At 47.9% G+C, this 23,568-nt stretch carries 13 protein-coding genes and 1 pseudogene; 5 read left to right on the top strand and 9 right to left on the bottom strand.

Going from position 1 to position 23,568, the window contains the following annotated elements; genetic code table 11:
- Positions 1-4,062, top strand: a 4,062-nt coding sequence (locus tag QUB11_RS04320; RefSeq protein ID WP_333389886.1) for an Ig-like domain-containing protein, incomplete at its 5' end; no start/stop codon positions are given.
- An 89-nt stretch (positions 4,063-4,151) separates the two neighbouring features.
- Here the strand turns inward: QUB11_RS04320 and cruG are convergent.
- From cruG to QUB11_RS04285, 7 genes are all read right to left on the bottom strand, one after another.
- Positions 4,152-5,363 carry a 2'-O-glycosyltransferase CruG gene (cruG, locus tag QUB11_RS04315; RefSeq protein WP_333389887.1) on the bottom strand — a complete coding sequence of 404 codons (1,212 nt, stop codon included), beginning with the start codon at positions 5,361-5,363 and terminating at the stop codon, positions 4,152-4,154.
- A 384-nt stretch (positions 5,364-5,747) separates the two neighbouring features.
- The gene (locus tag QUB11_RS04310) at positions 5,748-5,891 is read right to left on the bottom strand and encodes a hypothetical protein (RefSeq protein ID WP_333389885.1); all 144 of its coding nucleotides are present in this window, start codon (positions 5,889-5,891) and stop codon (positions 5,748-5,750) included.
- A 128-nt stretch (positions 5,892-6,019) separates the two neighbouring features.
- Positions 6,020-6,961: a gamma-carotene 1'-hydroxylase CruF gene (cruF, locus tag QUB11_RS04305; RefSeq protein WP_333389884.1), complete on the bottom strand. Its 942-nt coding sequence runs from the start codon at positions 6,959-6,961 to the stop codon at positions 6,020-6,022.
- 249 nt (positions 6,962-7,210) lie between these two features.
- Positions 7,211-9,826 (bottom strand): CHAT domain-containing protein, encoded by a 2,616-nt coding sequence (locus tag QUB11_RS04300; RefSeq protein WP_333389883.1) that lies wholly within the window; start codon positions 9,824-9,826, stop codon positions 7,211-7,213.
- A gap of 120 nt (positions 9,827-9,946) precedes the next feature.
- On the bottom strand, positions 9,947-12,853 hold the full coding sequence (locus QUB11_RS04295) for an S-layer family protein (RefSeq protein ID WP_333389882.1): 2,907 nt from the start codon (positions 12,851-12,853) through the stop codon (positions 9,947-9,949).
- Between the two features lie 65 nt (positions 12,854-12,918).
- The gene (locus QUB11_RS04290) at positions 12,919-15,810 is read right to left on the bottom strand and encodes an S-layer family protein (RefSeq protein ID WP_333389881.1); all 2,892 of its coding nucleotides are present in this window, start codon (positions 15,808-15,810) and stop codon (positions 12,919-12,921) included.
- Positions 15,811-15,875: 65 nt separating this feature from the next.
- Entirely contained in the window at positions 15,876-18,773 is a 2,898-nt protein-coding gene (locus QUB11_RS04285) for a two-partner secretion domain-containing protein (RefSeq protein WP_333200961.1), read from the bottom strand.
- A gap of 200 nt (positions 18,774-18,973) precedes the next feature.
- On the opposite strand from QUB11_RS04285, the gene QUB11_RS04280 reads away from it, so the two are divergent.
- The 4 genes and pseudogenes from QUB11_RS04280 (at position 18,974) to QUB11_RS04265 (ending at position 20,665) form a co-directional block, all read left to right on the top strand.
- The gene (locus tag QUB11_RS04280) at positions 18,974-19,525 is read left to right on the top strand and encodes a DUF6036 family nucleotidyltransferase (RefSeq protein WP_333200963.1); all 552 of its coding nucleotides are present in this window, start codon (positions 18,974-18,976) and stop codon (positions 19,523-19,525) included.
- Positions 19,522-19,812 carry a hypothetical protein gene (locus QUB11_RS04275; protein WP_333200965.1) on the top strand — a complete coding sequence of 97 codons (291 nt, stop codon included), beginning with the start codon at positions 19,522-19,524 and terminating at the stop codon, positions 19,810-19,812. Before QUB11_RS04280 ends, QUB11_RS04275 begins: the two co-directional genes overlap by 4 nt.
- A gap of 131 nt (positions 19,813-19,943) precedes the next feature.
- Positions 19,944-20,175: pseudogene (locus QUB11_RS04270) on the top strand (DUF433 domain-containing protein).
- Between the two features lie 46 nt (positions 20,176-20,221).
- On the top strand, positions 20,222-20,665 hold the full coding sequence (locus QUB11_RS04265; protein WP_333200967.1) for a hypothetical protein: 444 nt from the start codon (positions 20,222-20,224) through the stop codon (positions 20,663-20,665).
- A gap of 107 nt (positions 20,666-20,772) precedes the next feature.
- Here QUB11_RS04265 and QUB11_RS04260 read toward each other — a convergent pair whose 3' ends face one another.
- Both QUB11_RS04260 and QUB11_RS04255 read right to left on the bottom strand, forming a co-directional pair.
- Positions 20,773-21,012: a hypothetical protein gene (locus tag QUB11_RS04260; RefSeq protein WP_333200969.1), complete on the bottom strand. Its 240-nt coding sequence runs from the start codon at positions 21,010-21,012 to the stop codon at positions 20,773-20,775.
- A gap of 13 nt (positions 21,013-21,025) precedes the next feature.
- A complete protein-coding gene (locus tag QUB11_RS04255; RefSeq protein WP_333200971.1) occupies positions 21,026-23,086 on the bottom strand; it encodes a ShlB/FhaC/HecB family hemolysin secretion/activation protein in 2,061 nt (686 codons plus the stop codon).
- Between the last annotated feature and the right edge of the window lie 482 nt (positions 23,087-23,568).

Here is a 23,568-nt window from a genome sequence, read left to right as displayed (position 1 = left end):
CCAACAACCACAAACGCACCATTTATCGTCACAGCAACATTCAGCGAAACCGTCACAGGATTTACTGACACTGACGTGACTGTTGCTAACGGAACTGTTAGCGGATTTACAGGTAGCGGTACAACCTATAATTTCACAGTTACACCGAATGCTAGTGGCGCTGTCAGCGTTGATGTACTTGCTGCTACAGCCACAGATACCGCTGGTAATAACAATACCGCAGCCACTCAACTAATTCGCACTGCTGATATTACAGCCCCCACAGTTGCCCTCACATCCGCATCACCAACCAACACAAACGCACCATTTTTAGTCACAGCAACCTTCAGCGAAACCGTCACAGGATTTACTGACACTGACGTGACTGTTGCTAACGGCACTGTTAGCGGATTTACAGGTAGCGGTACAACCTATGATTTCACAGTTACACCAACAGCCACTGGCAATGTCACCGTAGATATTCCAGCAGCTACAGCCACAGATACAACAGGTAATAACAATACCGCAGCCACCCAACTTGTTCGCACTGCTGATATTACCGCACCAACAGTTGCCTTAACATCAACTTCAACACCAACAGTAACTGGTTTATTTAGCGTCACGGCTACCTTTAATGAAGATGTCAACGGCTTTGATAATACTGATATCACCGTCGCCAATGCGACTGTCGATAACTTTGTTAAAGTTGATGCCAAAACTTACACCTTTGATGTCACTCCCGCTGCTAGTGGTAATGTCACAGTTGATGTCCCTGCTGCCAAAGCAACGGATACTGCGGGTAATAACAATACCGCAGCAACTCAACTGACTCGCACTGCTAATGTCACCATACCTGACATCACCGCACCAACAGTTGCCTTAACATCAACTTCCACACCAACAGTAACTGGTTTATTTAGCGTCACAGCCACCTTTAATGAAGATGTCACCGGCTTTGATAATACTGATATCACCGTAGCCAATGCGACTGTCAATAACTTTGTTAAAGTTGATGCCAAAACCTACAGCTTTGATGTCACTCCCACCGCTGATGGTAATGTCACAGTTGATGTACTTGCTGCCAAAGCAACTGATACTGCGGGTAATAACAATACCGCAGCAACTCAACTGACTCGCACTGCTAATGTCACCACACCTGACATCACCCCACCAACAGTTGCCTTAACATCAACTTCAACACCAACAGTAACTGGTTTATTTAGCGTCACTGCTACCTTTAATGAAGATGTCACCGGCTTTGATAATACTGATATCACCGTAGCCAATGCGACTGTCGGTAACTTTGTTAAAGTTGACGGAAAAACTTATACCTTTGAGGTCACTCCCGCTGCTAGTGGTAATGTCACAGTTGATGTCCCTGCTGCCAAAGCAACGGATACTGCGGGTAATAACAATACCGCAGCAACTCAACTGATTCGCACTGCTAATGTCACCACACCTATTGTTGATGTCACCCCACCTACTGCTAACTTAGCTGCAATTTCTAACATTACTACAGCGGGCGGTACAAGTCAGACATTGACAGTTACTTTCAGTGATAGCAATGGAGTTGATGTTAGCAGTTTAGATAATTCTGATGTTGTTGTAAATGGATCAGGGGGTGCTATTCCTGCTACCTTTATCAGTGTCGATACTAATAGTAATGGTACGCCTCGGACAGCGACATATTCGTTGACGCCGCCTGGGGGAACTTGGGATAATGCTGATAATGGTACTTACACAGTTAATTTGCAAGCATCGCAGGTGAAGGATGCTAGCGGTAATTTTGCTGCTGCTAGCAGTTTGGGTACTTTTAGTATTGATGTTGCGACACCCGCACCTGCACCAACACCTGCCCCTGCCCCTGCGGAAACACCTGCACCAGCGCCCGCACCTGCTCCCGCACCCGCACCTGCTCCCGCACCCGCACCTGCCCCCGCGCCATCGGGAACACCGACACCATCGGTAACACCCGCGCCATCGGAAACACCATCGGGAACACCGACTCCAACGCCATCGGAAACACCAACACCATCGGGAACACCGACTCCAACGCCATCGGAAACACCATCGGGAACACCCACGCCATCGGGAACACCAACGGGAACACCGACACCAACGGGAACACCGACACCATCGGGAACACCGACACCAACGGGAACACCGACACCATCGGGAACACCGACACCATCGGGAACACCGACACCATCGGGAACACCGACACCATCGGGAACACCGACACCATTGGGAACACCCACTCCATCGGGAACACCGACACCATTGGGAACACCCACTCCATCGGGAACACCATCGGGAACACCCACGCCATCGGAAACACCCACTCCATCGGGAACACCATCGGGAACACCGACACCATCGGGAACACCTACTCCAACGGGAACGCCGACACAATCGGGAACACCCACTCCAACCAACTTCTTCGATTATTCGTCGTCCCCCAACAGCCTTACTCAAAACTTCAGCAACATCACTCAACCTGTCACTATCATTGGCAGTCCCTTTAACGACAACTTCATCGGTACAAGCAACCCAGACAATATTAGCGGTAGCGATGGTGATGACACTCTTGATGGTGGCGCTGGCAATGACACCCTCAATGGCGGAGTTGGCAACAACACCTTCACCGGGGGAGTTGGCAATGACACGTTTATCTTTAATTCCCTTCCTGGTACTTTCGGCGGACAAAACCTAATTTTAGACTTCACCCCTGGAGAAGATAAATTACAACTTGATGTCGCCTTCGGTTTCACCTCACCGGAACAAGTGCTCGCAGCATTACAATCTACCCCTTCGGGTTTAGTCTTAAACTTAGGGAATGGTCAAACTATCTCTATCAAAGCCAATTCTCTCTCACCAAGCGACATCATTCTCTTTAGTAATTCCACAGAAACACCGACACCAACGGGAACACCTACGCCATCGGTAACACCGACACCAACGGGAACACCGACACCATCGGGAACACCGACGCCAACGGTAACACCGACGCCAACGGGAACACCGGCACCAACGGGAACACCTACACCATTGGGAACACCGACACCATCGGGAACACCGGCACCAACGGGAACACCTACACCAACGGGAACACCCACGCCATCGGAAACACCATCGGGAACACCGACTCCAACGCCAACACCAACAACCAGCAACATCCCCAATGATGACTGCATCTGCGATGACATTGCCTATCCCAACTTAAACCAACCCAATGCAGTTGAAAACACCATACTTGGTGTATCGGGAATTCCAATAGGCACTGCCCAAAACGATGAATTTCTCGGCAGTAACAACGGCAATATATTCGATGCCAAATCCGGGAATGACAACTTATATGGTGGTGCCAGCAACGACATCTTTAATGGCAACCAAGGCAACGACTTCATCACCGGAGGCAAAGGTGACGACATCCTCTATGGAGATGAAGGAAACGACATCGTGCTTGGCGAATTGGGCAAGGATTTAATCTTCGGAGGCAAAGGCAATGACTCCCTAAATGGCCGCGAAGGTGATGACATCATTTTGGGTGATAAAGATGATGATTTCATCGATGGCGGTAAGGATAATGACGTTTTATATGGAGGCAAAGGTAACGACATAATGCTTGGCAGTCAAGGTGATGACAATCTGTTTGGACAGTTAGGTTCGGATACCATCTGCGGCGGTGAAGGTAATGACTTAATTAGCGGTAACGAATCAGCAGATATCCTGGGAGGGTGCGAAGGAAATGATACTCTTTACGGAGGCGAAGACAACGATACTCTCACTGGTTGTCAAGGTGATGATATTCTTTACGGAGACTTGGGTAATGATAGTTTGATTGGCGGTAGCGGCAATGATATCTTTGCCTTAACAACTGGTCAAGGATTTGATATCATCGCTGATTTTACAATCGGTCAAGATTTGATTGGATTAACCGGAGGTTTGAGCTTTGGTCAGTTAGCAATCACTCAAAATACTCAGGGAACTCTTATTAAGAACCTATTGACAGGGGAAGAGTTAGGTGTGATGATTGGAGTGAGTGCCAATGCGATTACATCCGCTAATTTCCGGTTGATTTAAGGAAATAACGAAAAGTACGATCGCCCCTTCAATCAAAAAAGGCGATCGCACTTCTACCAATTTTAAAAGGTCTAGCAAAAATTTAACGATTATTCATACTTTCGGCCGCGCCACTGAGTAGGCTGATTCAACGCAGAAATTAGAATTCGCAAAAACGCCAGCGGATCGGCCAAAGGTGACAGCCAAAACAGCCATTTACCCGATGCCCCAGTTGTATCGTAAGAAGGTGCGATCGCCAAACACAAAGCCGATCGCACTGCAACCAAAAATACATTCAATCCCAACAGCCAAAAGTGCGGAAATACACCAACCGGCGGCAGCGAACCAAACAACAAATAGCACAACACAATCGGCACCGGCAAACCTTGAACCGCCAGCAACAGCCACAAATCGCCCCAAATTTGACCGCTTGAAGCAGCATCTTTCAAATCCAGCGATCGACCCCATTCATTCCAAGTCTCGATCGCCCCCTCATACATCCGCACCTTCAACACCTTAGCCCCATCCAAAAAGCCCACCTTAAAGCCCTTAGCAGCCGCATAGCGAGCCAGAGTCACATCATCGCAAAAAGAACCCCTCGCGACCTCATAGCCCCCCAATGCCACCAAAACCTCGCGCTTACAGAGAAAACACTGACCGTTCGCCATCACCCGTTCCGGCACATCCCCGCCAGTCCCCGTCGGCCCGAACCGATAAACCAAAGTCATTAACAAAGCCGGTTGCAGCCACAACTCCCCTGGATACTTGAGGATAAACTGGGGCGACAGCGAAATCAAATCGTAATTTCCAGCTTTCGCTGTTTTGAGCAAACTCGCAATCAAACCCGGATGCGGCACAGTATCCGCATCTATCCCCAAAATCCACTCGCACTTCTCGGAACTTGCCAAAAAACCCGCATTCAGCGCCCACGGACGCCCTACCCAACCCGCCGGCAGCGGATCGTCGTTAATCAAGCGAAACCGGGGGTCTTTTTGTGCTGCTGCTTTGACTAAATCTCCGGTTCCGTCTACCGAATAGCTGTCAACCACGATCGCTTCTCGGAGTTCGTAACTTTGGCGACTTAATCCTTCCAAACAAGGCGAAATGCGATCGGCTTCGTTCAAAGTCGGTACTACCGCAGTACAACTACCCAACAAATCCAGCGTCGGCGAATCCGGTTCCAGGGGCGGGATGCGCGATGGGCCTTTAATCAAACGCGACATCAGAAGGGCTGCAGCGGGCAATTGCAGCAGCAAGAGTGCGACAGCGATGATACTTGTCAGCACTTCGGGGAACTGGTGAGGGGCGATCGGGAAAACCATACTATTGAAGAATTGAATAATTGAAGAATTGGGAATGACTGACGGGATATGGGTCAATACGGTTCAGTTAACACTGTTAATTCCCCGGAGATCCCCCTCGCATCCCCCTTAAGAAGGGGAGTAGGGGTTGACTTTGAGCAACTTCTTGTCCCCCCCTTTTTAAGGGGGGTTAGGGGGGATCGATCTTAACTGAACCTTATGGGGATATGGGTTGCGAGCTTATTTACAGTTCATTATTTTGGTAACTGGTATCAATTTAAAAAATTTATAGCAACTGCCGACGGTTAGGACATTCTTAATCTCTGAAACCATTGCTATTACTGCTTCTTCCTTCTTCCTTCTTCCGACGGACATCCGTTACATCCGTTACATCCGTTACATCCGTTACATCCTCTGAAAGCGAATCCGTTGCCGAACTTCCTTCTTCCTGACATCCGTTACATCCGTTACATCCGTTACATCCGTTACATAATCCGTTGCCGAACTTCCTTCTTCCTTCTGCGATAATAAAATTTTGACCTCAAACATATTACAGGAATTGGGAATGAAAAAATCACCACTAAAAAACCCGGTTTCTTGTAGAAACCGGGTTTTTAAACTAGCTCAAAATTTAGTGTAAATTTTTGCTAAATCAGCCGGGGTTGCTCACTAGCAACTCACTTACGCAAAACGCCCACGGGCTCAGGTGGAATTTGGGCCGTGATAACAGATGTCTCCAAAGACGGCATTGTTTCGGTTACGTCACCTGTTGCGGGTTTAGCGATCCAGCTTAACGCGATCGCCGGAACTACACCCAGAAGCACCGCTAGCGATGTCGGGAACCAGAACCGAGAATCCAAGGAAACTACAGTGATAATTGCTCCGAAAGCAAAGTTTACCAAATAAACAATTAAGGGCAAACCCAATTCCGATCGCTCTAATTTAATCGGTGTTTTTCTCCACAAGAAAGCTGCTACAGACATAAATAGCGCCCCCGTACCCATCCAGCCAGCCAAATTGCGGTAAGGCATCCCAAAGAAAGCCCCAAGTTCCTCAAACTCCCAAAAAGGCACAGCAGTTTGACTCATCGCCGGATCTAGTACAAAATCCCAAGCTGTTAGCAGCAAAGCACCAAGGGCGATCGCCCCTATTTGGCGCACCCAGTTGAGTTCACCTTTACCACCAGCTACTCCAGCGCGAGCAATTACATAGGAAACCAGTCCCAGATAAAACCACGACAGAGGAATTGTAAACGGAACCAGCCCTGCAATTTTGTAGCCCAAACCGCTTAAATAGTGGTAGTGGCCGAAGGGAAAACCGGTACTCGTTCCCAACAACTCGCTACTCAAGGACAAAAACACAGAAGGCACTAAAAAAGCCAGAGTTGCACCCCAACCCAACGTCCGCAAGGAATAGAGAGCAACTGCTGCTGCACCAAAGATGATATAAACTACTCCACCCCCAGCCATCCCCCACTGGAATAGCGTTTGCCCTGCTGGTGGCAAACTCATCACCAATTCGGGACGGGGTAAAATCAGCAGCAACCCTGCCAATCCAAAAGCCATTGACAAGACGTGGGCAATTAAGCAAAAGCGCTCAGCAATCAAAAGTTGCTTCATGGGACTCCTCGAAAAAATATTAGATGCAAAAAGCACTCTTAACAGTTTACAAACTTTAACAAAAAACCAACTGCATTTGAGTCAGTTGTCAATTGTCAGTTGTCAATTGTCAGTTGACTGTTGACTGTTGACTGTTGTCCACCGCCCGCCGATGCCCAATGCCCTGAGCAATCTAAAATCTAAAATCTAAAATCTAAAATTGTCAGATGCCCCATGCCCGATGCCCCATGCCCAATGCCCCATCTTAAATCATTGCCAATTCCCCACTAGCACGAAAGGTGCCCAGAAATAGGGATTCTGATACTGTGGGTTTTTGAGCAGCGTTAATTGAGCGTTGCGGAGGGCTTCAGCTTTGCTGGTTTTAGAAGAAGCCAGTTGCTTGTAAAACTCAGTCATAAAGATAGCTGTAGATTCGTCGTTGACTTGCCAAAGGGTGGCGGCGGTGCTGCGCGCACCCGATCGAATTGCGGCCCCCGCCAAACCCAAAGCCGCGCGGTTATCGCCCGAAGCAGTTTCGCAAGCACTCAAAACCAAAAGTTCGATCGGCTGTTGTCTCTCCCCAGTGCGGGCTCGCAGCAGTCGATCGAACTCCTTAACATTCACTTTCTGATCCCAAGTCACAATAAAAGTATCCGCCGCATTCGAGCTAAACTGACCGTGAGTTGCCAAATGGACGATCGGGTAAGACAAAGCTTTAATTCGATCGTGCAACCGCCCGCTGACAAAATCTTCATTCAGCAGCGAACTCGCCGGCATCTCGGCTGCAATTTGCTGAACTTCCTCCTTCACCCCCGGCAAAGCCGAGAAGCCTTGACGCGCTTCCGAGAGGCCAGCGGTGAGCACTTTTAACTTGACTTTGTTCAGCGGTTTCGGTGCCAGCAATTGCAATCCCGGCGCCAAAGCAATATTGTATTTTTCTACCAAAAACTTTTCACCGTCGTGCAGCACCGCCATCGGCAGATTCCGCAAATAACCGTCGAGCACAAATACCAGGGTTTTAATCCCGCTGGCGGTCAAATCCGCCTCTGCGGGGCGGATTAACCAGTCGTAAACCTGTTCGACGGGTAGCCTCCTGTCGCGGGGGAAAGAAGCAGGCCTGATGGTATTTTTGGCTTGTCTGAAGGCAGTTTCCAACTCGGCTTGAGACTTCACAGTAGCGTAGCGGCGCAGAGGTTTGCCGGGAATTGACAAAATTACCTCCAAACGATCGCTCAAAATAATCGGATAAATCACCGCCGCTGTCGGATCAATTTCCTCGATCGACTTTGGTTTAGCATCAGCGCAAGCATCCCGAAAAAAGTTGTCCAATTCCGCCAACTGCAACGATTCCACCGTTTGGCGCGCTAGTTTCAATTTAGCTTGACTGGGAGATTCCTCTTGCAAAAGCATCCCGACTAATTCCCGATAAACCGGTTCGGCACTTTCCCGAAACGAAAATTGCACTTCGGGATTGACTGTTACCAAATCGCCCCGCAGAGAAGACAATATATTGACAGCTTGAGTATATTGAACGATCGCCCCTTCTGTATTTCCCTGAGCTTTCCGAATTCGTCCCAGTTGCCAAAACAATTGGTAAGCAATATCGGGAGATTGAAATGCCGGTGCTAAAGTCAAAGCCTCGGTTGTGAGATTTTCTGCTTTCTGATACTGCTGTTGGATTTCCGATAGTTTGCCTTTTGCTGCCAGAATATAAGCTTGTATTCGTCGATCGCCCAAACTTTTTGCTCGTTCGACAGAGCGATCGAGCATTGTGTCAATATCGCTTAAACTCACAGTTTTCGCAGGCGACTGAGCTAATTTCATCAAGCTTTGAGCTAAATTAATTTGAGCGTAAAGTCCGGCGCGGTTCGACCCAAATTGAGCGGTTTGAGGTTCTAGAGAACGCCATAAAGCCTCTGCTTCAGACCAATCTTGGCGATCGACCAACAAACTCAATTGATTTAACTTCGCCTGAATTTGTAAAAGCGATCGATTCGGGATCGCCTGGATCGATCGACCATAATACTCTAGGGCAAAGCGTTCCCAATCACCCCGCTGTTCCGGTGTCAAACCCGGTTTATTGCTTTTAGCCCGTACCGTATTGCCCAGATTGAGATAAATTGCAGCCTCCTCTGATCGGCTACCTAATTTTTTGGCTGCTTCGAGTCCCGCCGAAAGCACATCCTGCGATCGTTCCAGTTGTCCCAAAACCCGCAATACCCGCCCTAAAGCATGAATTGCCCGGACTTGTTCGAGGGAAACCGACCCATTTTTCAAACTTTCCAAACCCGCTGCCGAAACTTCGCAAGTTTGGTTTTCCAGCTTGAAAGAAGCTAACAGCATTTTGCAAGCTCTGGGGTAAAGTCCAAGAGTTTCCCAAGCCCGACTTTGATTAATTTGAACTTGAAAAAGTTGGGGTTTTCTATCAATTTGCTCGAAAATTTTCGCAGCTTGCGTCCAAATCTCGATCGCATCTTGAGTCTGCCCGCGTTCAAGTTGCAACTGTCCTTGAATATTGAGAGTTTCAGCCAAAATCCGCTGCTGTTCGGGAGTGTTGGCTTGTGTTCGCACAGCCGACAAACTCGAATTTACAGCTTTTTCTGCTTGTTCCCAAAGCCCCAACTGCCCATAGGTTGCAGCTAAATTGCTCAAAGCTGTGGCGCGATCGAGATTTTCGCCTTTTGCCTCAAACTGCGCCGCCGCTTGCTGCAACAAAGGTACAGCTTCCGAAAAACGTTCCTCTTGGTACAGAGTTCGAGCTTGTCGAACAAGCTGCACCGTTTGTGGTGGATTAACCTGAGCAATTCCAGGAGGAATCGCAACTGCTAGCAGACAGGAAATCACAAATAACAGAATTACTTGCCGGAGCGATCGGGTAAACTTCATATTTAGAAAATAAAATTACAAGCGCAGACACACCTACTAACTCACCCAAATACATCTTATTCTTTATCTGCGTTAATCCGCGTCAATCCGCCTACATCTGCGGTTAAAAAAAACCTAATTTCAGCGCGGTGGACAAACAGAATTTGGCCGAAGATTCCGCCCCGAAACATTACCCGGATTATATCCAACAAGTGTCACATCCCCAGAAGCATTCACCACCCAACCTTGCGCCGGAACAACTTCCTCAGCCTTTTTTTCCCTTTCTGCCTTCAAACCTCTATCCGTTACATCCGTTACATCCGTTACATAATCCGTTGCCGAACCTTCCACCCAATTAAACTGGCTAGAATTGCTGCTGAGGGCATCATTGGGACTGGGTGGCACTCCTCCTTTCCCAGTGACGGTAAATGCGCTCCCTGCCTCTTGCGTGCAGGGATTTGCCGCAATTAAAGCAGCCGGATCTACCACATTTTGCGGCAGTTCCACTAAACCTTGAGCAGGATTCACCCCAGAAGCACTAAATGTTACAGTACCTTGCAAAGCCGGGCCGCTACTTTGGGAAATCGCCGCAATATCGCTGGTAGGAATTAGAGAAGTCGGACTTACTTGCAACGCTGCAAATTGAGCATCAGTCAGTCCTAAACTACTCCTGGCTTGGTCGCGGTTAAGGCTTGTAAAGCCAAAGATATTTGGTACATTGACCGTAACTTGTCCGCCCCTAGCTGTGCGAGCATTAGCTGTAATATCACTATTTTCTCGCGGTAAAGCTACCAAAATATCGCTATTAATTCTGATATTACCGCCCTCAGAAATACCTGCATCCGTGGTGATTCGACTGCCGCGCCGCAACTGAATATCTTGCGCTTGCAGGTTAATATTAGCCCCTGTACCAGAGACAGTAGTGCCATCAATTATGCTTTTATTATCCAGGGCAATTGAGTTAGCTACAACGTTAATATTGCCAGCCCTACCTGTTCCTGAAGATTGAACGTTAACAACTGCACTATCCCGAAGAATCAATTGATTAGCATTCAAATTCAACGAGCCTGCATTTCCGCTAGCAGTGGAATTGACAGCATTAAACGCCCTACCAACCGAGGCCTCAATTCCACTCCTCAACCCACTGTTACTCCCAATACCTTGCACTTGTAAGCGATCGGCATTAATTGTAATATCTCCTGCATCTGCTATACCCAAAGAAGCCGCAGAAATAACCCCCCCATTCTGCACAGTTAGTTTAGGTGTTGAGATGCGGATATCTCCACCTCTACCAGAACTTGCAGTTTGAGTAACAAAAGAACTTGCAACATAGCCCGCATTCCCCAAAAATCTTGACTCGCCGCTCACCTCTATAGACTCGGAGGCTCTCACAGTTAAATTTCCTCCCGTCCCCCCACTTGTAGAAAACACAACTTCCCCAAAAATAGCACCAGTCGTTAAACTAATTGTGGCTCCATTAGAAACACTCAGCCGCTTAGTGTCGATGCTAATATCTCCACCTTTTCCATTCCCATCAAAAGTATTCGTGCCGAGCCGAGTTTGCCCTAGACCTCCAGGAAGACTACCCGATAATTCCACAGATTCACTCGCTTTAATCGCGATATTCCCCGATGCTCCATCACTAAGGCTGAAGCTGGCAAACGCACCGCCATCGCGCAGTATTAACCGTTGCGCTTCAACAGAGATGTTTCCGCCTTGACCAGTGCTTTCGTTCGTTGTTCCGTTATAGAGCGTTGAACTGACGAGTTCGACGGTGTTGGCGCGGATAGCCAGATTTCCACCATTCCCGGCACCAAAGGTGGGGGCACCGCCCACTACCCCATTGCTCATCAACAGCCGTCCGGCTTCAATGTTAATATCTCCGGCGGCTCCACTGCCAATAGTGCTAGTAAACAGAACGATTTGCGAAATAAATGGGTTGCCTGTTCCAGATGTCTGAAAATTTTCTGTAAGCTGCTGATAGCCCTCAATTCCCAACCCGATCATTTCTACTGAGTCAGTAGCGCGGATGTTGATATCGCTTCCTCTCCCCTCTCCCAGTGTGGATGCGAAAATTTGCGATCCCCCCTCTACTCGCAAGTTTTGGGAATTGATGTCAATGCCTCTACCATCAATATTTCCGAGTGTCAGTCCATAAATCCCTGAACCGTTAAGATTAATATTTCCACCTCGAATATCGACTTTCCCACCTCCTAATCCGCTAGTATTTATAAATGCACCGTTCATTTCAATATTGCCGAAGTTCTGAATATTGCCATAGTTTAAATTCAGACCTAAAGCTGTTGGTTCAAATTGCACTAAACCTGGACTCTTGACGCTACCTAGAAGAATTTGTCCGGTATAAGCAGTTAGATTTCCTCCTTGCAGTTGAATGTCACCGCCAATTAATGCTAAAGTTTGACCGGGATCTACGGCTAAACCGAGTTTTTCAAAAGCAGGAATTTCTATGGGTAGTGGTGGTAAGGCGGATGTAGGAGCCTTTGTTTGGGAAGAGTTGACAATTGTGCCGGGATTTTCTCTAAATCTTAAACCCACAGGAATATTAACCGCTAATAATGGCACTGCATTAGAATTAGCTGCACTAAATTCAAACCCATTATCAAAGAGAACGCCGCTACCTGTTGAACCAATAAAAGAGCCGCGTAAGTCTAACCGCGCATTGGGGCCAAAGATAATCCCTTTCGGATTAAGTAAAAATAAGTTAGCATTACCTTGAACTCCCAACACACCTAAAATATGGGAAGGGTTGCCACCAGTAACGCGGGTAAAAATATTCGCAATCCCGTTAGGATTGGCAAAATATGCGCCTCGTCCTTCACCAACGTTAAATTGTTGTAAACTGTGAAATAAATTCGCTCCGCGAGTTGCACCGCCTTCTATTCTGTCCGAGGGTAAGTTATTAATCGTGTCCGGAACTGTCCGCGAACTTTCTGTTCCCAAGCTATTATCGGGGATGATTTGGGCGACGCCGGGGAAAGGAAACAGCAGTAAGAACGCAAAAAATAGGGCGCAAGATTGGCGGGGCATCTTTTAATTCCTGTTAATTTAGTATTAGGAAAATAGCGACGGGTTAGCTCAAACCTGAAGAGTACCTATTGAGGTACGCAAACACCCGTCGGTTTCGGATTGCGAAGAGATGCACCATTACTTGAATTATACGCTACCAGCGTTACTTTTCCTTGCTCATCTATTACCCAACCTTGAGCGGGAATAATTTCTGTTGGCCGCATTTCTATGGAAGCTCTTGGGCTTTCTATTTGCTGAGTTCCACCTACCGCTGGTTCCACCCAATCAAACTGGCTAAAATTGCTGCTGAGAACATCATTAGGACTCGGTGGCACTCCTCCTTTCCCAGTAGCGGTAAATGCGCTATCGGCCCCTTGCGTGCAGGGATTTGCCACAATTAACGCAGCCGGATCGACAACATTTTGTGGCAGTTCCACTAAACCTTGAGCAGGATTGACTCCAACAGAACTAAATGTTACCGCCCCTTGCAAAGCCGCGCCGCCACTTTGAGAAATCGCCGCAATATCGCTGCTAGGAATTAGAGAAGTAGGACTTACTTGCAACGCTGCAAATTCGCCGTCACCGATCCCCAACCTGCTTCTGACTTGTTCGCGACTCGTTGCTGTAAAACCGAAGACATTGGGGACATTGATATTCACGCGCCCACCGCCTGCCGATCGCGCATTAGCAGTAATATCGCTATTTTCTCGTGGTAAAGCCACCAAAATATCGCTTTTAATGTTGATATTGCCACCATCAGAAATACCCGCATCGGTGGTAATTTGGCTGTTGCGGCGCAATTGGATGTCTCGCGCTTGCAGGTTAATATTTGCCCCAGTACCCGATACAGTCGTGCCGTCAATCCTCGCTTTGTTGTCAAGAGCGATCGAATTTGCGACAACATTGATATTACCAGCGCGTCCGGTTCCCGTAGCCTGCACCGTCACTATAGCTCCATCTCTGACAATTAGTCGATCGGCATTTAGATTCAACGAACCCGCATTTGCCGTAGCATTGGGATTGACAAAATTCAGCGCCCTGCCAGCCGAAGCCTCAATTCTACTGCTGAACAGACCGCTATTCCCACTGCCTTGGACTTCTGTGCGATCGGCATTAATTTTAATATCTCCCGCATCTGCTGCGCTCAAAGAAGCCGCAGAAATAATACCCCCATTTTTTACAGTGAGCATGGGCGTAGAGAGGCGGATATCTCCACCCCTAGCAGAGCTTGTACTTTGAGTACCCAGAGAACTCGGTGCGAAACCCGCATCCCCTAAAACTCCAGACACGCCGCTCACTTCTATCGACTCTGAAGCTCTGATAGTTAAATTTCCTCCAGGTCCCCCACTGGTAGAAAACACGGTTTCGCCAATAATCGAACCCGTAGATAAAGTAATTGAGGCTCCATCAGAAACAGTCAGCCGCTTAGTGTCGATGGTAATATCCCCAGCTTTCCCATTCCCATCGAAAGAGTTGGTGCCGAGGATAGTTTGCGCCGTACTTCCAGGGAGACTCCCCGACAATTCTACAGATTCAGAAGTTTTAATGGCGATATTCCCCGATGCTCCATCACTGCGGCTGATAGTTACGAGATTGGAGCCACCGCGCATGATTAAGCGTTGAGCCTCAACAGTTATGCTGCCGCCAGAGCCGATACTTCCGCGATTTGTTCCGCTGCTGAGCGCAGAACTGACGAGTTCGACGGTGTTAGCACGGATATTCAGATTTCCGGCATTTCCAGGACTAAAAGTGACTGTACCGCCCAGTACCCCATCGCGCAGCAGCAGCCGTCCAGTGTCAATGTTAATCTCTCCGGCGGCTCCACTGCCAGCAGTACCAGCACTCAGAACTATTTGCGGGTCAAAAGGGTTGAACGTTCCAGAGGGTAGATATTGGCTATAAAACCGCTGATAGCCTTCAATTCCCAGCCCGCTCATTTCTACTGAGTCAGTAGCGTGGATATTTAAATTGTTCCCCTTCCCATCTCCCAATGTGGCGGTGAGAATTTGCGACCCTTTATCTACTCGCAAGTTTTGGGCATTAATATCAATACTTCTGCCATCAATATTTCCCAATGTTAGGCTATAAATTCCCGAACTACTGACGGTGACATTTCCACCTGTGATGTCAATTTTCCCGCCTCCTAATCCGCTGGTGTTTATAAATGCACCGTTCATTTCTATATTGCCGAAGTTCTGAATATTGCCATAGTTTAAATTCAGACCTAAAGCAGTTGGTTCAAATTGCACTAAACCAGGACTCTTCACACTTCCCAGTAATATTTGTCCGGTATAAGCTGTTAAATTTCCACCTGGGAGTTGAATGTCTCCGCCAATTAATGCTAAAGTTTGGCCGGGGTCTACTGCTAAACCAAGTTTGTTAGAAACAGGAATTTCTACGGGCAAGGGCGGTAAGGTTGGTGTGGGGCCGATTGCTTGGGAAGAGTTAACAATTGTGCCGGGATTTTCTCTAAATCTTAAACCCACAGGAATATTAATCGCTAACAATGGCACTGCATTAGAATTAGCTGCACTAAATTCAAACCCATTATCAAAGAGAACGCCGCTACCAGTAGATCCAATAAATGAGCCGCGCAAATCTAACCGAGCATTGGGGCCAAAGACAATTCCTTTGGGGTTAATTAAAAACAAGTTACTGTTTCCCAAAACTCCCAGAGTTCCTAAAATATTAGAAGGGTTGCCACCAGTAACGCGGGTAAAAATATTCGCAATTCCGCTGGGATTGGCAAAATAGGCTCCCCGCCCTTCACGGATGTTAAATTCACGCAAGCTGTGAAATAGGTTAACGCCGCGAGTTGCACCGCCTTCTATTCTGTCCGAGGGTAAGTTGTTGATAGTATCGGTCACTGTCCGCGAACTTTCTGCACCCAAGCTGCTGTCTGGGATAATTTGAGCGACGGCGGGGAAAGGACACAGGAGTAAGAATGCAAAAAATAGGGCCCAAGATTGGCAGCGCATCTTTTAAGTCTGATTAATTTAGTATTAGGAAAATAGCAAGGGGTTAGCTAAAAGCTGAAGAGTACCTATTGAGGTACGCAAACACCCGTCGGTTTCGGACTGCGAAGAGATGCAACACCACCAGCATTATAGGCTACCAGCGTCACTTGTCCTCGATCGTCCATTACCCAACCTTGAGCGGGAATAATTTCTGTTGGTCGAATTTCTAGGGATGTTCTTTGACCTTCTACTTGCTGACTTCCACCTACCGCTGGTTCCACCCACGGAAACGGTTCTCCTGCGCTGCTGAGAACTTCATTAGGACTCGGTGGCAATCCCCCCCGCCCCGTCACAGTAAACTCGTTCTCGGCCCCTTCGATGCAGGGATTTGCAGCAATTAACGCAGCCGGATTGACCACATTTTGCGGCAGTTCCACTAAACCTTGAGCGGGATTCACTCCAACAGAACTAAATGTTACCGCCCCTTGCAAAGCCGCGCCGCCACTTTGGGAAATCGCGGCGATGTCGCTGCTAGGAATTAGAGAAGTAGGACTTACTTGCAACGCTGCAAATTCGCCGTCACTGAGCCCCAACCTGCTTCTGACTTGTTCGCGACTCGCTGCTGTAAAACCGAAGACATTGGGGACATTGATATTGACGCGGCCGCCGCCTGCAGTGCCGGCGTTGGCTGTAATGTCGCTGTTTTCTTGCGGGAGGGCGACAAGAATGTCGCTGTTGATGTTGATATTGCCACCGTCCGAAGTGCCTGCATCGGTGGTAATTCGGCTGTTGCGGCGCAATTGGATGTCTCGCGCTTGCAGGTTAATATTTGCCCCAGTACCCGATATAGTCGTGCCGTCAATCCTCGCTTTGTTGTCAAGGTTGATCGAATTTGCGACAATATTGATATTACCAGCGCGTCCGGTTCCCGTAGCCTGCACTGTCACTGTAGCTCCATCTCGGACAATTAGTCGATCGGCATTCAGATTCAACGAACCGGCATTTGCCGTAGCATTGGGATTAGTACCGAATGTCTTGCCCACCGAAGCATCAATTGTACTGACAAACAAACCATTATTTCCGCTGCCGCTGACTGAAATGCGATCGGCATTAACAGTAATATTCCCCACATCTCCATATCCCAAAGAGCTCGTAGAAACTATCCCCCCATCCCGCACAGTCAGGCTTGGCGTATCAATCCGAATATCCCCACCCCGACTAGAGCTCAAAGTTCCAGAAGTCAGCGCGCTAGCATTCTGAATTCCGCTGGTCAAAACTTGGGAAATACCTGAAATTTCTACTGACTCAGTAGCCCTAACAGTTAAATTTCCCGCCGGCCCCCCCTCCTGAGAAAACAAAAACCTGCCAACTAAAACACCCGTTCCTAAAGTAAAAGCAGAACCTCCCGAAAGAGTCAACCGCTTCGTATCAACGTTAATATTCCCCGCCCTTCCGTTAGAACCGATACTCAGCGTGCTGATGCCAGTTGACACAACAGTTTTCGGGCCGGTGTTAGACAATTCTACCGATTCAGCAGCTTTAATGTTGATATTCCCCGACGGGCCGCTGCTGTAACTTGTAGTACCCAGAAGAGAACCGTCGCGCATAATTAATCGATTGACATCAACACTAATACTTCCTCCCGCACCGGTACTTTCTTTCGCTGTCCCGTTGTTGATTCCAGAACCCACCATCTCAAAAGTATTGGCGCGAATGATTAAGTTTCCTCCCCTTCCAGCACCAAAAGTTATCCCGCTACCTACTACCCCATTGTTGAATAGCAGGCGGCCGGTGTCGATCGTAATATCCCCCCCCGAACCAGCGCCAGCACTAGCATTCAACAGCACAAATAGCGGGTCAAACGGGTCTGTAGTTCCCGATACCAAATATTTAATTGCAACCTGTTGATAGCCCTCAACTCCCAGCCCGCTCATTTCTACTGAATCAGCAGCCCGGAAGTTAATATGGCCTCCTGCACCATCTCCTAGAGTCAGGGTAGAAAATTGCGTTCCGTTTTCCACCCGCAACTTTTGAGCGCTGATATCGATACCTCTACCATCAATATTTCCCAGTGTCAGCGCATAAATTCGCGCACCGCTGAGGGCGACATTTCCACCTTTTAACTCTACTCTGCCACCACCAATTCCGCTGGTGTTAATCAGTGAGCCATCGGATATTTGAATATTGCCAAAGTTCTGAATATTGTCATAATTTAAAGTTAAATTTCCCTTTTCCTCCGCTGTCATTGCAAAATTAACTAAACCGGGACTCGTTGCGCTACCGAGTAAAATTTGTCCGCCGCTGGCGGTTAAATTGCCGCCTTGAAGTTGGATGTCGCCGCCAATCAGTGCTAAAGTTTGACCTGGTTCTACTGCTAAACCAACTCGATCGCTAATCGGGATGGGCACAGCAGAGGCTGGCAGGTTTACCTTTCCTAAAGCCGTCGATTGGTTGACAATTGCACCGGCATTGTCTCTAAATCTTAAACCAACGGGAATATTAACGGTTAACAGCGGGGATGTTTGCGGGTTTGTGCTGCTGAATTCAAAGCCGTTATTAAACACAATACTGTCAGCCGTTGAACCGATAAACGAACCGCGCAAATCTAACCGCGCATTCGGCCCGAATATAATTCCTTTTGGGTTAATTAAAAATAAGTTGCCGTTGCCTAAAACTCCCAGAGTCCCTAAAATATTTGAGGGGTTGCCGCCCGTAACGCGGGTGAAGATGTTGGCAATTCCGCTGGGATTTTCAAAATAAGCTCCCCGCCCTTCACGGATGTTAAATTCGCGCCAACTGTGAAATAGGTTAACACCACGAGTTGCGCCGCCAGTGATTCTATCTGAGGGTAAGTTGTTGATTGTATCGGGAACAGTGCGCGAACTTTCCGGGCCCAGGGTATTATCGGGAATTATTTGGGCGAAGGTTTTCGAGGGAAATAGCAATAAGAAAACAAACAGTAGGCCGGAAGACAGGCGAGACATACCTTAAATCCTGTTATATAAATAATATCGTTTCCGGTTCCATCAGAATTATATATTTGGATTATATCAGTGCGATCGCCCCAGTGCTCGATCGGCTCTCTTTCACCCCTAAAGTGGACTTTTCCCAAATATAATCAAGATAGCTTTTTTTAGTGCGACGGCTGAGGAAATCTGTTTCTGTTTAAATATGTGTGTAGAATATGCGTCCAAATGTTGACTCTCAGAAGATAGAACGATTGATGCAAGTCTTGGGTAGAGAAGCTCAGGGTTCAGGCTGCATTTATTTTACGGGTGGTGCTAGTGCCCTACTGATTGGATGGCGGAGTTCCACAGTTGATATCGATATTCGTCTAGATCCTGAACCCCCAGGCATCTTTCAAGCGATAGCCAAAATCAAACAAGAATTGAACATCAATATCGAACTAGCTTCCCCACAAGATTTCTTGCCCCCACTTCCGGGCTGGCGTGACAGGAGCATCTTCATTGGCAAACACGGTCAAATCTCGTTTTATCACTATGACTTTACAGCCCAAGCGCTCTCCAAACTATCCAGGGGATTTGACCGTGACATTAAAGATGTTCAAGCCATGTATGAAAATAAATTATTTTTCTTAGAAGAACTACGTGAGAGCTTTGAAGCCATTGCACCCGAATTAATACGATTTCCCTCTCTTAATCCTGATGTGCTTAGAAGCAAAGTTGAGAACTTCATCGAACGTTTTGAAAGTAACTCAGAGGAGGAACAGTCATGAGCTTGAATGAGTTGCCGGGAGCGGAGCTAATTCTACCTGGATTGGACGAGCTTCATCATGGTAAGACGAATACAGTTGGGTCATTGTTAGTCGCGATCGCAGCAACGCGCCTAGCCGAAGCGGGCTTAGATGTTCCTAAAGATCGTCTAGCAGCAGAGCCAGAACTGACCCTGTATGCTCTTCTTGAAGATGAACGGGATGATGCTTACCTCTATTACAATGCTTTGCTGAATCGCCTGAATAGCTTTTGCAACGCACTTGAACTTGGTTATATGTATAAGCTATGAGAATGGGATTACGCTATTTCAAAAAACTTTTGCGCGATCGTATTAAAAACAAGATTGACAACCTTGCCAGATCCGCAGCCATAGGCTAAGATTTTGCAAAGGTCGAGAACACGATCGCGATAATTCTAACTATGAACTACCGAAACCACATCACGATCGAACCAAATAAACGCGGTGGTAAGCCTTGTGTACGCGGCTTGCGAATTACGGTTTATGAAGTGCTTGAGTACCTAGCTTCCGAGATGACCGAAGCAGAAATTCAAGGGTGATTTTCCCGATCTGACGCGAGAAGATTTAAAAGCCAGCATAGCTTATGCTGCTGACCGCGAGCGTCGGTTTATGACTGCGACCTTATCCGCATGAAATTACTTTTATAAGTTAGCCGTCAATTTTAATCTTTGGACTATTCATGAAAATCTTAACGAAATCTATTCTCTTCCTTGTGCTATTTACCAATCCGGTGCTAGCTAACGAGCTAAACAAAGCTGAAAAAGTGTTTGCTAACTATCAATCGCTTGAGCGCGCATTTGATCCAGCCGTAGCTGATCTTTACTGCGACACAGCACTGATTCGCAATGTGCGGACTTACCCAGGTGGGAGGCAGCGAACCCTGGAGTTTCCAGCACCGAAATATAAAGACCTAATTCGTGCAGTCATGCCCGTTGCAAAGGCCCGTGGTGACTATAGCACCTACTCTAAAATTGTTTATTCACTTGAAGGCAAGAGTGTACGCATTACTGCTACACGCTACTCTGTTCTGAAAAATTACTCAAGCACAATTTCGCTGCTAGTTGGAAAATGTAACAACGGTCAAACCGGAGTGCTTGAAGAAATTAGCCAGTCGCGGCCTTGACGGCTAACAATTCGTTCAAGCCGACCCCGCAGCGCGGTCGCTTAACTCAGGCGTTATCTGGTAAACACTGCCTGACCTTGGAGATGATTCGGAAGCTCTATCGAGTGTCAAATCAAAGCCCCTAACGCTTTCAATGTCGCTTTTTGAGCATTCGTCAATTCCGCCCGGCCTCGAATATTCATGCCTTCATACAGCCGATCGCCCATCAACGTCCTAATACAACATCCTGTCAGGATATCCCACAGTTTAATCGTGCGATCGAGGCCGCCACTTAATAAAATTTGACCGTCAGCGCTAAAGATGAAAGTGTTGGGCTCTAGCGTTGCGTAGGGTTCGATCGCACTCAACCCAACCTACAATTTAAAACGGAAAATAATTGATTCTAAAGTAGATGCCTTTTTCCTGCAAAGTTCGATCGCCCGATCGAGCATTGATCAAAGGAATACCATAGTCTAAACGCACATTCAACCGATCGCCCATCTGCCAAACTAAGCCCAAACCCGCACCCAGCAGTTTATCCGAGTCAGGATTCGGCTTTTCCTCCGAATGGTTCCACCCTACCCCAAAATCGATAAACGGAGCGACTTGCAACAAACCTTGGACTTCCGGGACACGCCAAACCGGGATTCGCACTTCAGCAGACGCGATCGCACCGCTATCAGTTAACAGCAAATCTTGGCGGTATCCGCGCACGCTTTGAACGCCACCGATCCCAATTTGTTCGAGGGAAAGCAGGGGGCGATCGGCTAACTGAATGTCGGAACGCACTATCAGCAAGGTTTCGGGCGCTAGCAGCCGCACGTATTGCGCTTGTCCGCGCCACGCCAGAAAGTGGCTGTCGGGCCCGCTATCGTTCGCAGTCGCGCCCAAAAAATTAGTGCCGAGGGAAAACTGCGATCGCGCCGCGAACACTTGGCTGGAACTCCGCTGCACGTATTCCTGAAAAAAGCGCACAGCCGAAACCCGGGTTTCGCCGCGCTCATTTGCTCCCGCCGAAAGCGCAAATCGTTTCCCTGACAGGAATGTATCGCTTTCTTGCCGCGAAAAACTCAGTCCCAAAGCCAAAGTGCGATCGGGCTTTTCGACAATCGGCTGACGGTAAGTTAACTCGTAAGTGCGCGATTTCCCCTCGATTTGGGCAGCATCAAACGGTTCCTCGATGATATTGGTGCTAGCAGCACTCGCAGCGAACCCAATCGTGCCGTTGCGCGCGTTGACGGGGACTGTGTAGCTGCCGTTGAATTCATTGCTGCCGTCGGTGTTAGCATAAGATACCTCTAATCCGTCGCCCAAACCGAGCAAATTTGCTTGATTGATGCGGATACCGCGCCGAAAACTGCCGACGCTGGGCGATCGATTGTTGTCTGCGAACACTTCAGCGCTAAAGCTGTCTGCTTCTTTTACGCGCACTTCTAAGCGGCTGTTTTCCGGGCGGCTTCCGGCTTGCAATTCGGCGGAAATATTGCCAATTAAGGGGTCGAGTTGCAGCATTTGCAAGGCTTCCAGCAGGCTATCGCGATTCAGGGGGCGTCTGGTAGCCCGTTCTAGGCGCGATCGCACGTAATTTGAATTTAAGCGTCTGTTTCCAGTAATCACAATTTCATCTAATCCGCCTTCTACAATCCGAATTTTCACCACACCTCCTTCTCTCGGAAAGGTTTGGTTGGCGGGAATTACAGCGCCGGAATTGATGTATCCTGCCGCTACATATTTTTGAGTGACGGCTGCTTCGGCTGCGATCAGTTCGGCAAAGGTGATTTCGCGACCGGCAAACTGTTGCGTAACTTCTGCGAGTTCGCGATCGCTAAAAGCTGTGTTGCCCTCAAATTCAAAGCGATCGACCTTAATTGTACCCAGAATGCCTGGTCTAATTTCGCTTTCAACTGGTGTTGGCTGGGTGGGTTGGAGGGGAGACGGCGCAGGGGGTTGCGGCGGCTCAGGAGGTGGTAATTCTGGTTCTCGCGGCAAAATTGGGTTGGGCAGTTGGGCTAGTTGCGAGGTTCGATCGATACCCAAATCAATTTTTTGTGGGTCAATATTTTCTTCTAGTTTTTGATCGGAGTTAAAAAGCTCGGTTTCTTGAGTTTTTGTGCTGAAAGTGCGATCGGCTGAATTTGCCGCTTCCGACTCTAAGTCGGGGATTTCCGCAAATGGGGATAAGGGTAGAGTTGTCGCCAAAGCCGATCGTTCTGACTCTGTGGGTAACTGCGTTTGCTCGTCTTTTATCGGCAAGTCTTCGCGTTTGTCAAGATTAGTATCGGGAAGGAAAGCTCGATCGCCTCCGCTGCTAACTGCGGCCAAATCCTCAACATTTGAGGCCAAAATTTCAACTGTGCTAGCGGATGTTTTGGCTGGTTTTCCCAACAAAACTAACCCAAAAATACCAGCGAATAAAAATAGTTTTTGCGATCGACAAGCCATAGAATCTAATTATCTCGAATAATTGGGTGAAAATATTTTCCGCAATAGAGCACCCTCAAGTAAAAATCAATCTTAACAGCAAAAAAAGGAAACAGCCGTCCCAGCCAACAGTTTCGGCGACGGCTACAAACCAAAAGGTCGATCGACGGCTGTTCATTTCCCAAGACTTACGCACCAACTGGCTTATTATCCGAAAAAATATCGTGTAAGTCGATCGTAAACAGTAAAAAAAAGCCGATATTTTGGGTTGCAAAACCTACGCTTTCATGCTAAGGTCGCAACCAGAACAGTCCTGCACGCCACGGTAAACCAGAAACCGGGTTGTGTCCGAAAAGACGCGCTACAACTGGGAGCTGGCACCATTCTCAATAATTTTTTTATGAAGAGGCAAGATGCCTGTTCCACAAGAGATAAATTTTCTTGTGGAACAGGCATCTTGCCTGTTCTTAATAATAGTGCAAGATGTGAGTTACAACCCGCAA

Source organism: Microcoleus sp. B6-A1 (assembly GCF_036705085.1).
Classification (GTDB): domain Bacteria; phylum Cyanobacteriota; class Cyanobacteriia; order Cyanobacteriales; family Microcoleaceae; genus Microcoleus.
This window is presented reverse-complemented; position numbering and strand designations above follow the sequence as displayed.

What these genes read in the sequence shown, in the direction of transcription:
- cruG (WP_333389887.1), bottom strand. Translation starts at nt 5,363, where the DNA reads ATGGTTTTCCCGATCGCCCCTCACCAGTTCCCCGAAGTGCTGACAAGT.
- QUB11_RS04310 (WP_333389885.1), bottom strand. Translation starts at nt 5,891, where the DNA reads ATGTTTGAGGTCAAAATTTTATTATCGCAGAAGGAAGAAGGAAGTTCG.
- cruF (WP_333389884.1), bottom strand. Translation starts at nt 6,961, where the DNA reads ATGAAGCAACTTTTGATTGCTGAGCGCTTTTGCTTAATTGCCCACGTC.
- QUB11_RS04300 (WP_333389883.1), bottom strand. Translation starts at nt 9,826, where the DNA reads ATGAAGTTTACCCGATCGCTCCGGCAAGTAATTCTGTTATTTGTGATT.
- QUB11_RS04295 (WP_333389882.1), bottom strand. Translation starts at nt 12,853, where the DNA reads ATGCCCCGCCAATCTTGCGCCCTATTTTTTGCGTTCTTACTGCTGTTT.
- QUB11_RS04290 (WP_333389881.1), bottom strand. Translation starts at nt 15,810, where the DNA reads ATGCGCTGCCAATCTTGGGCCCTATTTTTTGCATTCTTACTCCTGTGT.
- QUB11_RS04285 (WP_333200961.1), bottom strand. Translation starts at nt 18,773, where the DNA reads ATGTCTCGCCTGTCTTCCGGCCTACTGTTTGTTTTCTTATTGCTATTT.
- QUB11_RS04280 (WP_333200963.1), top strand. Translation starts at nt 18,974, where the DNA reads ATGCGTCCAAATGTTGACTCTCAGAAGATAGAACGATTGATGCAAGTC.
- QUB11_RS04275 (WP_333200965.1), top strand. Translation starts at nt 19,522, where the DNA reads ATGAGCTTGAATGAGTTGCCGGGAGCGGAGCTAATTCTACCTGGATTG.
- QUB11_RS04265 (WP_333200967.1), top strand. Translation starts at nt 20,222, where the DNA reads ATGAAAATCTTAACGAAATCTATTCTCTTCCTTGTGCTATTTACCAAT.
- QUB11_RS04255 (WP_333200971.1), bottom strand. Translation starts at nt 23,086, where the DNA reads ATGGCTTGTCGATCGCAAAAACTATTTTTATTCGCTGGTATTTTTGGG.